The organism is Pedobacter flavus, assembly GCF_036324285.1.
GTDB classification, from domain to species: Bacteria; Bacteroidota; Bacteroidia; order Sphingobacteriales; family Sphingobacteriaceae; genus Pedobacter; species Pedobacter flavus.
Genome location: NZ_JAZDQU010000001.1, coordinates 864,510 through 876,800, shown reverse-complemented (window position 1 = coordinate 876,800; position 12,291 = coordinate 864,510). Strand labels below are relative to the sequence as shown.

Annotated in this window: 13 protein-coding genes; 4 read left to right on the top strand and 9 right to left on the bottom strand. The window is 31.4% G+C overall.

The genetic code is table 11. From position 1 onward, the window contains the following. Positions 1-6 precede the first annotated feature (6 nt). Positions 7-633, bottom strand: coding sequence for a GTP cyclohydrolase I FolE (folE, locus tag VRU49_RS04095; RefSeq protein ID WP_330145511.1), 627 nt, complete (start codon positions 631-633; stop codon positions 7-9). A gap of 10 nt (positions 634-643) precedes the next feature. After that, entirely contained in the window at positions 644-1,054 is a 411-nt protein-coding gene (locus tag VRU49_RS04090; RefSeq protein ID WP_330145510.1) for a 6-pyruvoyl trahydropterin synthase family protein, read from the bottom strand. Positions 1,055-1,157: 103 nt separating this feature from the next. Between VRU49_RS04090 and mqnB the strand changes: the two genes are divergently transcribed. Together mqnB and VRU49_RS04080 are read left to right on the top strand one after the other, a co-directional pair. Next, complete coding sequence (gene mqnB / locus VRU49_RS04085) at positions 1,158-1,775, top strand: futalosine hydrolase (protein ID WP_330145509.1); 618 nt, start codon at positions 1,158-1,160, stop codon at positions 1,773-1,775. After that, the gene (locus tag VRU49_RS04080; RefSeq protein ID WP_330145508.1) at positions 1,772-2,626 is read left to right on the top strand and encodes a 1,4-dihydroxy-6-naphtoate synthase; all 855 of its coding nucleotides are present in this window, start codon (positions 1,772-1,774) and stop codon (positions 2,624-2,626) included. Before mqnB ends, VRU49_RS04080 begins: the two co-directional genes overlap by 4 nt. Before the next feature lies 1 nt (position 2,627). On the opposite strand, the gene VRU49_RS04075 is transcribed toward VRU49_RS04080, so the two are convergent. From VRU49_RS04075 to VRU49_RS04050, 6 genes are read right to left on the bottom strand one after another with little or no spacing between them, the layout of a single operon-like run. Further along, positions 2,628-2,993 (bottom strand): hypothetical protein, encoded by a 366-nt coding sequence (locus VRU49_RS04075; RefSeq protein ID WP_330145507.1) that lies wholly within the window; start codon positions 2,991-2,993, stop codon positions 2,628-2,630. Then, positions 2,990-4,213: an ABC transporter permease gene (locus VRU49_RS04070; RefSeq protein WP_330145506.1), complete on the bottom strand. Its 1,224-nt coding sequence runs from the start codon at positions 4,211-4,213 to the stop codon at positions 2,990-2,992. Before VRU49_RS04070 ends, VRU49_RS04075 begins: the two co-directional genes overlap by 4 nt. Positions 4,214-4,235: 22 nt before the next feature. Then, positions 4,236-4,877 carry an MBL fold metallo-hydrolase gene (locus VRU49_RS04065; protein ID WP_330145874.1) on the bottom strand — a complete coding sequence of 214 codons (642 nt, stop codon included), beginning with the start codon at positions 4,875-4,877 and terminating at the stop codon, positions 4,236-4,238. 7 nt (positions 4,878-4,884) lie between these two features. Next, the gene (locus VRU49_RS04060) at positions 4,885-5,634 is read right to left on the bottom strand and encodes a shikimate dehydrogenase family protein (RefSeq protein ID WP_330145505.1); all 750 of its coding nucleotides are present in this window, start codon (positions 5,632-5,634) and stop codon (positions 4,885-4,887) included. A gap of 25 nt (positions 5,635-5,659) precedes the next feature. Further along, positions 5,660-6,427: a phosphosulfolactate synthase gene (locus VRU49_RS04055; protein ID WP_330145504.1), complete on the bottom strand. Its 768-nt coding sequence runs from the start codon at positions 6,425-6,427 to the stop codon at positions 5,660-5,662. A 47-nt stretch (positions 6,428-6,474) separates the two neighbouring features. Beyond that, positions 6,475-7,878, bottom strand: coding sequence for a tetratricopeptide repeat protein (locus VRU49_RS04050; RefSeq protein ID WP_330145503.1), 1,404 nt, complete (start codon positions 7,876-7,878; stop codon positions 6,475-6,477). Positions 7,879-8,134: 256 nt separating this feature from the next. On the opposite strand from VRU49_RS04050, the gene VRU49_RS04045 reads away from it, so the two are divergent. Beyond that, positions 8,135-8,599 (top strand): nuclear transport factor 2 family protein, encoded by a 465-nt coding sequence (locus tag VRU49_RS04045; protein ID WP_330145502.1) that lies wholly within the window; start codon positions 8,135-8,137, stop codon positions 8,597-8,599. 63 nt (positions 8,600-8,662) lie between these two features. Next, complete coding sequence (amaB, locus tag VRU49_RS04040; RefSeq protein ID WP_330145501.1) at positions 8,663-10,204, top strand: L-piperidine-6-carboxylate dehydrogenase; 1,542 nt, start codon at positions 8,663-8,665, stop codon at positions 10,202-10,204. 77 nt (positions 10,205-10,281) lie between these two features. On the opposite strand, the gene VRU49_RS04035 is transcribed toward amaB, so the two are convergent. Beyond that, a complete protein-coding gene (locus tag VRU49_RS04035; RefSeq protein WP_330145500.1) occupies positions 10,282-12,231 on the bottom strand; it encodes an LTA synthase family protein in 1,950 nt (649 codons plus the stop codon). Between the last annotated feature and the right edge of the window lie 60 nt (positions 12,232-12,291).

Genomic DNA, 12,291 nt, shown 5'->3' with positions numbered 1-12,291 from the left:
TTTATTTTAATATAGAGACGCAGTTATTAAACGTAAAAATTCTGCTCTAGTTTTATCATTATTAATAAATTCACCTGTAAATGCTGATGTTGTAGTTACAGAATTCTGCTTTTGAATACCTCGCATAGACATACATAAATGTCTGCATTCTATAACAACAGCCACACCAGAAGGATTTAATGTATTCTGAATACAATCCCTAATTTCATTGGTTAATCTTTCCTGTACTTGCAATCTTCGAGAAAAAGCATCAACCACTCTAGGTATTTTACTTAACCCTACAATATGTCCATTTGGAATATAAGCTATATGAGCTTTACCAAAAAATGGAAGCATATGATGCTCACACATAGAATAAACTTCAATATCCTTTACTACTACCATCTGGCTATAGTCTTCGGTAAACATCGCAGATTTAAGAATTTCTACAGGATCAATATTATACCCTTGAGTTAAATACTGAAGTGATTTAGCAACTCTTTCAGGAGTTTTTAATAATCCTTCTCTGTTAGGGTTTTCGCCTAATGAAGTTAAAATTTCACTGTAATGAGCAGCAATAGAATTTGTGTTTTCCTCATTATATTGATCAATTTTTTTATACCCTTTGTTGTCGGTATTTTCTAATTCAGCCATTACATTTATTTTATCCAAAGTATTCTACAAAATTATTTTCAGTTTCATTGATTTTCACACAATGAAGAATTGCCCCTTCAGCTTCTATTAATGGTTTAAGAATCTTCCATATTTCAATGGCCAAATTTTCTGTAGAAGTAAGAATTCCTTTCATGAAATCTACATCAACATTTAAGTTCTTATGATCTAATTTATCAACCACATGATCATTTATTATATCTCTTAACCACTTTAAGTCAACCAAAAACCCAGTTTCAGGATTTATTTCGCCTTTAACAGTTACAAACAAGGAATAGTTATGACCATGCCAATTTGGGTTTGCACATTTCCCAAAAACACTTTCATTTTTTTCCTCGCTCCAATCAGGTCTCGATAATTTATGAGCCGCATTAAATTGCGCTTTTCTGGTGATATAAATCATAGCTTTAAATAAAACACAAATATAGTTAAAAGCTAATTATCATAACCCAGTAATCATATCAATACGATTAAAGTTTTATTTAATACAATGTTTACCTTTGAATATGAAAGTATTGATTGTAGCTGCAACTTATCAAGAAATAGCTCCATTCTTAGCAGAGTTTGAGTTAATTGATGTTTCTTTTCAACAACATTCCTCTTTCGACGTATTAATTACTGGAGTTGGAATGACGGCTACTGCATTTGCATTAGGCAAAACTTTACATAATCCGTACAAACTTATTCTAAATGTTGGAATAGCAGGATCTTTTAATAAAGACATTAAAATTGGAGATCTTATTAATGTTAAAGAAGATATTTTTGCCGACCTAGGCGTAGAAGAAAATGAGAATTTTCTATCTATTGAAGAACTTGGATTCGGAAAAACAAAATTTGAAGGATTAGAAATTAAAGATCTTAAACAAGTTAAAGGGATAACAGTAAATAAGGTTAGTGGAAGTTTACCAACCATAAATTACCTACTGAAAAAATATAATCCGGCTATAGAAACTATGGAAGGGGCAGCTGTTTTTTATTGTGCTGAACAGGCAAAAACACCAGTAATCCAAGTCCGTTCCGTATCTAATTTCGTAGAACCTCGAAATAAAGAGAACTGGGACATTAAGCTAGCTATAAACAATTTAAATCTGTGGTTAATTAACTACTTACGCTATAAAATATGAGATTAACACTGGGATTTTCACCTTGTCCAAACGATACCTTTATTTTTGATGCCCTCATCCATAATAAAATAGACACCCATGGTTTAAAATTTGATGTTCATTATGAAGATGTTGAAACATTAAACAAATATGCAAATGAGGAGAAATTAGATATAACTAAGTTAAGTTACTTCGCCTATGCTAAAGTAGTTAAAAACTATTTCCTTTTAGACTCTGGCAGCGCTCTAGGATTTGGTGTTGGTCCACTTTTAATCAGCAAGAAAAACCCATCTGAATTATGGGAAAGTACCTCAGAAAATAAGCAACTAAAACCAGAGCTTAAAGTTGGAATTCCTGGAGAACAAACTACTGCTAATTTATTATTACAAATTGCTCATCCAGAATTAAAAAACAAGCAAATAATGCTCTTTTCAGACATTGAAGATGCATTATTAAACGATGAAATAGATTTAGGATTAATAATCCATGAAAATAGGTTTACTTATGCTTCCAAGGGATTATATAAAATTATAGATCTAGGTAATTTTTGGGAAGAATATACGGGCTCAGCCATCCCATTAGGAGGAATTGCTATTCATAAAAGAATTCCGAGAAAAACTCAGTTACTTGTTCAGAAATTAATTTGTGAATCGGTTGAATTTGCATTTAAAAATCCCGACTCAGGTGCAGAATTTATAAAATTTCATGCCCAGGAAATGGATGAAAAAGTTATAAAACAGCATATTAATCTTTATGTTAATGAGTTTTCAAAATCTTTGGGAACAATAGGAAGAAAATCTATTGATCATTTATTTGAACATGCAAGAATTCAAAAATTAATAGACAAAGACGCCTATCCTAATTATTTATAATTTAATCTAAACAATCGCCAGGAGGCGTCTCCTTAGTTAATTTTAAAAGTTTAGTTACCACAATTGTTGAATCGAAATCTTGTGGATCTTTTCCATTGGTTTCTATCATTCTTCCTTCCACCTCAACATAGACAGGAAGATATGGTTTTTCAAAGTTTAATTGAGCATAGTTAAACTCTAATACTTTTGAACTATCTACCACCCAATATTCTCTACCATCTCTACAAATAGTTAAAGTTTTAAATTCTGGACCAAAAATATAAAGCCCTTTAAATGTTTGGACTTCCAAGTCCTTTTCACCTTTATTATTGCTACATGAAAAAAACATAAGTAGACAAATAGAAAATAATGTTATTTTAAATTTCATGCTTTTAATTCTTTAATATTTTTCACACTTAAGTTAGATGCAATGGCAGACGCAATAAAAGATAAAGAGGATACAGTTAAAAATACCAATACAAAATCTATTAACTTTATACTAACTGGATAAGGTTCTTCACCCATTAAACCTGTACTATTCATACTTATTAACCCATATTTTTGCTGAAGTAAACAAAAAACAAATCCCACCAATAATCCTGAAAAGCAACCAATTAGAGTTATCATCATTCCTTCAAACAGAAAAATACGTTTAATCCAAGTCTTATCAGCACCTAAACTATGTAAAATCTTAATGTCTTCACTTTTATCAATCACCAACATCGTTAATGATCCGATAATATTAAATATAGCTATTATTAATATAAAAGTCAAAATAATATAAACCATCCATTTTTCAGAGTTTAAGACATTATACAAAACTCTATTTTGCTCCAATCTGTTTTGAACAATAAAGTTTGCACCTAAATCATTTTCGATTTTTTGCTTAAACAGCTCTTCATCAACCCCATCCTTAAAATTAATTTCAATTGAAGTAACATTCACGGGTTCCGAAAACAGTTTCCTTGTTAATTCTATTGAGGCTATGGCTATATTATCATATTCCTGTTGTATTTCAAAAACACCTCTAACAAAAACAGATTCAATATTAAAAGCAGAACCCGATAATAAATTAATGTTATTTCCCTTTGATGGAGAGTAAAGATCAAGTGTAGTAGTTTTATCAAACCTATTGGTTAATAAATAAGATTGTAAAGTCGATCCTATTACAACTAAGGCCGTATCTTTATTTTTAAGACTATAAGAACCAGAAATTAAAGTGTTTTCTAGATTTTTAGCTTTAAAATATCCATCACTTACCCCCTTAATTAAACCTACGGCTTGTTTATCACCGTATTTGATAACTGCGTTTTCAGCTAAGATTTCAGCGTAATTTAAAACGTTTTTATCGTTTTGTAGATTATTAAAATAAGCTGTATTCGGATTGAAAGTTTTTCCCTTAGCGGGTGTAATTAGAACATTTGGAGAAAAGGTATTGAACATTTTCACTACAATGTCTTCGAACCCATTAAACACAGAAAGTATAATTACCAGAGCAGCACTACCTACAAAAACACCAGCCATAGATATGCCCGAAATAATGTTTATGGCGTTGGTAGATTTTTTGGAAAATAAATAACGCTTGGCAATATATAACTGAGTATTCACTTAATAAAGGTAATAAGTTATTTTAACCTCTCAGCCACGGATTATTAACTTTTTCATGCCCAATTGTTGTAGAACCACCATGTCCAGGATAAACAACACAAGTATCTGGCAATGGCCATAACTTATTTTTAATACTATTTAGAAGTAATTCGTGATTTCCTCCAGGCAAATCAGTTCGTCCAATACTTTCGCGAAATAATACATCTCCACCAATTAAAAAATCATCATCCTTTGAGTAAAAACAAAGGTGCGCTGCAGAATGGCCTGGAGCAAAAATTATTTCCAACTCACTATTTCCAAATGAAACAACCCCTTCTTCCTTCAAGAAAACTTCAGGTTCTGGAGATAATTGATAATTAAAGCCCATTTGAGGAGCATAAGAAGCTACAGCATGTAAGTAAGGTAGTTCTTCTTTATGCATCTGCGGTTTTAACCCGAAACTATCATAAACAAATTTATTCCCTAAAACATGATCTATGTGTGCATGTGTATTTAAAAGCAATACTGGCTTTAAACCTTCGTTTTTAATAAAGTTATAAAGTGCATTTTGTTCTTCCATTGTATATGCACCTGGATCAATTATTACACATTCTTTACTATCATCATATAAAACATAAGTGTTTTCTGAATAAGGATTAAATGTGAATATTTTTACTTTCATAATCTAATTTTTATAAGTTAGCATCTTGCCAAATTCGCCAAGATTCCTCTGCTTGCAAGACTAACATTTCGTAACCATTCTTTGTTTTTGCACCCATATTGGCGCAATTTTCTAAAAATAAGGTTTGCTCAGGATTGTATATTAAATCATAAACCAAATGTTTAGATGTAATAAAATTATAATCTATAGATGGTTGTTCTGTTATATTTGGATACATCCCTAAAGGGGTTGTATTAATAATCAATAAATACTTTTCTAAAATGGATTGATTTAAATCTTGATATTTAATATCGCCTGAAGTCCTAGATACAACTAAAAAAGAAATATTTAATTCTTTTAAAACATATTGAACCGATTTTGATGCACCGCCACTACCAAGGATTAGTGCATGAGTATGGTTTTTAGTTAATAAAGGTGCTAAAGATGATTTAAATCCAATGCAATCGGTATTAAATCCTAATAATTTTCTTACCCCATTTATCTTTTTCACTTTAACACAGTTTACCGCACCAATTTTTAATGCAGCATTGTCTATTGTATCTAGAAATGGAATAATATTTTCTTTATGAGGGATGGTAACATTAAACCCAAATAAATTTGGATGGAGATTTAAAAAATTATTGAAATTATTTAAACGCTCCATCTCAAAACTATCGTAACTGAAATCTTTTAACGAATTTTCAGAGAATTTTTTCTCAAAATACTTTTTAGAAAAGGAATGACTTAAAGGGAAGCCTATTAACCCATATTTCTTTTCCATAATTTCAACCCAACAAAAGTCTAAGTTATTTTACTTGATTTAAAAAATAATCAAACGTATCGCCTCTTAAGCCTAAGCGGATGGTTTCTAATGGTAATACTTCTGCTGGAGCTATATTTCCAAGATTTACATTAGTTCCTATAAGTTTAATAAACCAAACTTGTTGTTCTTTTAGTGGTGCTTCCCAAATTATACGTTCTTCTGGAATTTGTGTTAAAATTTCATCAACTAATCCTTCTCTTACCTCTCCAGAATCTCTATAAATTCCAACGTTTCCTCCTTCTCTTGCTTCTGCAATTACTTTCCAGCTTCCTGCTTCAATCTCTGCTTTCATTAACTGAATCCATTTATACGGTGCAAAAATTTTCTTAGCATCTTTAGATCCTACTTCAGAAATCACTGTAACTTGTTTACTTAAATCTGATATTAACTTGCATTTTTCTTCATGCTCAATAGTAATAGAACCATCCGAAATCTCTGCAAATTCCATCCCAAATTTATCCAAAACACGTTTATAATCTTCATATTGATTTCTAACAAGGAATGCCTCAAATAAAGTTCCGCCAAAATAAACCGGAATTCCTGCACTTTTATATAATGCTAGCTTCTCTTTTAAATTTGGAGTAACGTAAGAGGTAGCCCATCCTAATTTAACAATATCAGTATAACTTCCTGCAACTTCTATAAAATCTTCGGTTTGACGTAAACTCAAACCTTTATCCATTACCATTGTAAATCCATTAGATCTTGGTTTGGATGGTCTCTCTGGGATATTATTAAGGGTGTAATTCATTTTTTTCTATATGGAAAATTGAGCACAAAAATAACAATTATGCTTATCTATTTAATAAATCGACTAATAACCTCTAAAATTAAATGATTCTCTTTTAACTGAGGTAGGTAATCAAAAAGAATATAATGTTTATCTGGGTCTGCGTTTAGGGCTATTTCTAAATAATGAATTGCTTCATCAGAATTACCTAGCGCTATTAAATACGCAACCATTCTGTAATATAATTCAACTGCGTCAGGATTATTTTTTATTGCTTCAGAAATAGTTTCAGAAGCCTCCCATAATCGCCCCTGTTCATATAATAACGTCGAATAATCTAACCAAGCTTCAACATCAACAGGGTTATATTCTAAAACCTTGTCGTAAGCTTGGATTGACTCAGGGATTTGACCTAATTTATAATATGCATCGGCAATGGCAAACCAAAAATCTGCGTTTTCATTGTCTAATTCCAATGCCTTTTTATAAAAATGCAACGATTCAAAATATCTTTCTTCTGAATTTAAGGTTACTCCAATTCCGAACCATGCATCCGCTAATTTGGGATCCATTTTCGCTGATTTTTTATAATAAGAACGCGCTTCGTCCATCTCACCTAATTTCTCATAACACTCACCAATTGCACAATATGTATCTGCATTAGGCGGTTCATATTCAAAAGTTTGTCGATAAACCTCTATTGCCTCATTATACCTATCCAATTGCACCAAGGCATTCCCCTTGTTATAATAAGCAGATGCAAAATTCTCCTTAATTAAAATTGCATAATCATAAGCGTCTATTGCTTCTTCAAACCTATCTAGCTTATGATAAGAGTTGGCTAAATTATACCATGCTGCAAAAGAATAAGGGTCGTTATCTATATATTCTTTATAAAAGATTATACTTTCTTCCTGTTTATCTAAAATATCATAACAAAATGCCAGCTCGTATAAGCCATCCTTGTTTTCCATATTTTGCTCTAAACTTTTCTTTATATACACAATTGCGTTTTCGTAGTCGTGCATATTCTGATAAACAAAAGCAATTTGTAAAAGAATATCATCAGTGGTTTCTGCCAGTGTTAAAGCCTTTTTAAAGTTTTCTAATGCTAAAAGATGTTGCTCTAAACTTTGATAAATATTTCCTCTCAAAACATAAATATCAGCATCAGATGGCTCTAACATTTCTGCCTTTTCTAAGGCCTTTAATGCCTTATTTACTTGATTAGTAAACAACAATAACTGAGCTTGTTTTATTAAAAAAACAGCCGCATAAGGATGCTGACTAACTGCAAAATCTATGACTTGTAATGCTTTTACAGGATCGTTTTTCTCAATATAATTATCAATTATATACTCAAAAGCTTGAGAGTCAAAGAAATACTGATCCTCATTTCGGATCATCTCTTCGTATCGCTTTATTGACTGTTGTGCTTCTTCACTATTATTAAATTCAAACTCTTCTTCCATTTCTCAATATTTACAGCAAATCTTACAACTAAATATAATGGTTAATATCTATCAATTATTAAGAATATTAATCGAAAATTTTCCACATTCTTTATCAAATTCAGCCAAATAGTTCATATTTAGGCCACTCTAGTGGAGCGGGGAATGTTGATTACTTAAACAAGATTTACATTATAACTGTATGTATTTACAAAATTACAGTAACTTCCACAAATTAAGGTTATCTAATAGTCATTAATTTAAACTCAAAAACTATATGAAAAATGTATTTACATTAATCCTTTTATTATTTGCTACTCAGAGTTTTGGCCAAAATGCCTCTAACAACGAAATTGAAATTAAAAAAACGATTAATCAATTGTTTGAAGGAATGTATAAATCAGACTCTACTTTATTAAAAAATAGTTTCGATAAAAATGCCATTCTACAAACCATAGTAAAAAATAAAGAAGGTATTGTTTCTGTTAAAAACGAAAGTACCCAAGAATTTATAAAAAGCATTGGTGGAAAACATCCTCAATATGAAGAAAAGATAAAATTCATTGATATTAAAGTTGATGGAGAATTAGCTACAGTATGGACAAATTATCAATTCTTTGTTGATAATAAGTTTAGCCATTGTGGAGTAAATTCATTTCAAATGGTTAAGTCGAACAACTCATGGAAAATTGCTTACATCATTGATACAAGGAGAAAAGACAACTGTCCAGATATAAATTAAAAATAACCAGCAGCTTACGCTAAATAATTCCCATTAGTAGTTTTTTTTTCGTTTTTTTGCTAAATGCAAAAGTCCATTCACGAAATTTTAGAAAATTTAGGTGTTCAACCCAACAATGGGGGTTGGAGCACTGGATCTAATTGGGGAAGTTCAAATACAGAACAACAAATTAGTAGTTATTCTCCAGTTGATGATAAATTAATCGCAAAGGTAAGTATTGCTTCGGCAGACGATTATGAAAATGTAATCGGCAAGGCACAGTCGGCTTTTTTGGAGTGGAAAAAAGTTCCTGCCCCAAAAAGAGGTGATATTATCCGTCAATTTGGCGATGCTTTAAGAGCACACAAAGAAGACTTAGGAACATTAGTTTCTTATGAAATGGGTAAAAGCTTGCAAGAAGGCCTTGGTGAAGTTCAGGAGATGATAGATATCTGCGATTTTGCAGTTGGTTTATCTCGTCAGCTTTATGGCTTAACTATGCATAGTGAGCGTCCAAGCCATAGAATGTATGAGCAATATCACCCACTTGGTTTGGTAGGTATTATTTCAGCATTTAATTTCCCGGTTGCCGTTTGGAGCTGGAATACTGCATTAGCTTGGGTTTGCGGAAACGTATGTATCTGGAAACCTTCAGAAAAAACACCTATAACAGCTATAGCTTGTCAAAATATAATTGAGAAAGTATTTAAGACCAATAATGTACCTGAAGGCGTTTCTTGCTTATTAATTAGCGATAGAAGTTTAGGTGAAAAAATGAGTCACGATACTAGAATTCCTTTAATTTCAGCAACTGGATCAACCAGAATGGGTAAAGCCGTTGGTGCTGCTGTTGGTGCGAGATTAGGCAAAAGCTTATTAGAATTAGGCGGAAATAATGCTATTATTATTTCTAAGGATGCCGATTTAGATATGTCTATTATAGGAGCTGTATTTGGTGCAGTTGGAACTGCTGGACAACGTTGTACTTCTACAAGAAGATTAATAATTCACGAGTCTATTTACGATAAGATTACAGAGAAATTAGTGAAAGCTTATGGTCAATTAAGAATTGGAGACCCTTTAGACCAACACAATCATGTTGGACCTTTGATTGATAAAGATGCCGTTAATGCTTACTTAGAATCAATTGAAAAATGCAAGGAAGAAGGCGGTAAATTTATTGTTGAAGGTGGTGTATTAGAAGGACATCCTTACGAAAGTGGCTGTTATGTAAAGCCATGTGTGGCTGAAGTAAAAAATGAATATAAAATAGTTCAACACGAAACATTTGCACCTATTTTATATTTAATGAAATACAACACTATTGAAGAAGCCATTGCAATGCAAAACGGTGTTCCTCAAGGATTGTCATCAGCTATTATGACATTAAATCTAAGAGAAGCAGAATTATTTTTATCTGCTCAGGGTTCAGATTGCGGAATTGCAAATGTGAACATTGGAACTAGCGGTGCTGAAATAGGTGGAGCTTTTGGAGGAGAAAAAGAAACAGGTGGAGGAAGAGAAAGTGGTTCTGATGCATGGAAAGTTTATATGAGAAGACAAACCAATACTATAAATTATTCAGACACATTACCTTTAGCACAAGGCATAAAATTTGATTTTTAATTTATTGTAAATTCATAAAAAAGGCTGTATAAATAAATTATACAGCTTTTTTTTACCACAATAGTTATTCCTTAAAGCTACTTTACTTTCATTTTACCATTCTTAAACCGTTCACTCGCTGTTTGATAATATGAGATGGTTTCGTTTATCAAATTTTCATTTTTCTTGTCTAAGAGCGACATTCCAGTACTTAATACTTTAAATTGTTTTGATTTCCTTCTATCATCTATTTGAGTGAAAACACTATCTTTTAATAAACCTAAAGTTCTGTAATTTCCTATGAATGCTCTTTCTTCTCCCAATTTCATTTGGTTAATATCTTTACCATATAAAGCTGTATTATAACTCCAATTTAAGTATCCAAATAAGGTAGGCATTACATCTATCTGAGACACCAGTCTTTCTATTTTAATAGGTTGCTGAGGTAGATTATAAATTATAGCTGGAATATGGTGCTTATCTATATTAATTTCCCATTTACCAGCACTACTTGCGCAATGATCGGCAACAATTACAAATACAGTATTTTTAAACCATGGTTTCTTTTGGGCTTCGGCAATAAAATTACCCAATGCGTAATCTGTATATTTAACAGCGGCATTTCTATCTCCTTGTGGCAAATCTATCTTACCTTCTGGAAAAGTGTACGGTTTATGATTAGAAGTAGTCATTACAAACTGAAAAAAAGGAATCTTCGCTTTACTACTTATATCTGCATATTTTAATGATTGTTTATATAGATCTTCGTCACAAATTCCCCATGCGTTTTCAAAACTGATTTCATTTTCAGGGATATTAAACCTCTTTGTTTCTATTTCATCAGATAATGGGTTTCCCCTATCTCTGTCAACGATATCAAATCCTTGTCCGCCAAAAAAATTATTCATATTATCGAAATACCCATCACCTCCATAAATAAAATAATTCTGATAATTTTTTTGCTCTAAAATTGTCCCAATAGAAAAGATATGATCATTATTAGGTCTTCTTACAATACTATTTCCTGGAGTAGGCGGGACAGACAACATTAATGCTTCCATTCCTCTTACCGTTCTGGTTCCAGTTGCATATAAATTGGTGAAAAATATGCTATTTTCTGTTAGTTTATCATAATTAGGGGTTAAGTTTTCTTTGTTTCCAAAAGCCTTCAGGAAATCGCCACTAAAACTTTCAATGGCAACCAAAATTATATTCGGACGAATTTCTCCTTCCCCTTTGGTGTTTCTATTAATATTATCCCATTCATTTGAAACGTATCCTTGATTATCCTGAATAATCAATTTTTTCAATTCAGTATAAGCATCCCTTTCTTCAAGTGTAGGATAAAAGGTATGGTAATCGAGTTCATTTGACTTAAAAGCAGCAAAGAAAGAGAAAACTCCATTTTTTCCAATCTCATTCATCACCAAATTATTTCCGAAATCTGCTTGTTTATTTTTCAAAAAACCAAGCAATAAAAATGTAACTACAATAAAAGGAAGAGCAAAAACTGCTCTTTTACGAAATGATGGCTTATTGGTAAATGTATTTTTTAAAACATTTAATTTAAACATCAGAAAGTAAGTACCTACTATCAGTAATAATAGAAAAGAAATGATTAAGGGAAGTGGGTACGACTGATTTATATTACTTATTACCTCATAAGTATAAATGAGATAATCTACCGCTATAAAATTAAATCTAACTCCAAATTCATCCCAAAATGGGAGTTCAGCTATTAAACTAAAAAAAGCAATTATAAGTATTAACGTTATATAAAAATAAGTAATGCATTTATCGATTAATGACCCAATCCATCTTTTGGGAAGCACCAAAAGAAATAATAGATAAAGTACTAGAAAGCTTAAACTTACCGTTACGTCAAATATAAATCCTGTGAAAAATACCCTTAATAAACTAAAAATTGTGAATTCTGCATCTTGAGCAGACCACACCAACAATATAATTCTTATTAATGAGGCCAATACTATGTATAATAGTCCGACAAAATAAAACAGAGAAAAACGTCTGTCAAATAGCTTTTTCATGCACTGAAAATTAAAAATCATTTACTTCTTCTATAATCTAAACTTCGCTTTATTAAGTAA

Coding starts and splice junctions, on each gene's coding strand:
- folE (WP_330145511.1), bottom strand. CDS start 633: ATGGCTGAATTAGAAAATACCGACAACAAAGGGTATAAAAAAATTGAT.
- VRU49_RS04090 (WP_330145510.1), bottom strand. CDS start 1,054: ATGATTTATATCACCAGAAAAGCGCAATTTAATGCGGCTCATAAATTA.
- mqnB (WP_330145509.1), top strand. CDS start 1,158: ATGAAAGTATTGATTGTAGCTGCAACTTATCAAGAAATAGCTCCATTC.
- VRU49_RS04080 (WP_330145508.1), top strand. CDS start 1,772: ATGAGATTAACACTGGGATTTTCACCTTGTCCAAACGATACCTTTATT.
- VRU49_RS04075 (WP_330145507.1), bottom strand. CDS start 2,993: ATGAAATTTAAAATAACATTATTTTCTATTTGTCTACTTATGTTTTTT.
- VRU49_RS04060 (WP_330145505.1), bottom strand. CDS start 5,634: ATGGAAAAGAAATATGGGTTAATAGGCTTCCCTTTAAGTCATTCCTTT.
- VRU49_RS04055 (WP_330145504.1), bottom strand. CDS start 6,427: ATGAATTACACCCTTAATAATATCCCAGAGAGACCATCCAAACCAAGA.
- VRU49_RS04050 (WP_330145503.1), bottom strand. CDS start 7,878: ATGGAAGAAGAGTTTGAATTTAATAATAGTGAAGAAGCACAACAGTCA.
- VRU49_RS04045 (WP_330145502.1), top strand. CDS start 8,135: ATGAAAAATGTATTTACATTAATCCTTTTATTATTTGCTACTCAGAGT.
- amaB (WP_330145501.1), top strand. CDS start 8,663: ATGCAAAAGTCCATTCACGAAATTTTAGAAAATTTAGGTGTTCAACCC.
- VRU49_RS04035 (WP_330145500.1), bottom strand. CDS start 12,231: ATGAAAAAGCTATTTGACAGACGTTTTTCTCTGTTTTATTTTGTCGGA.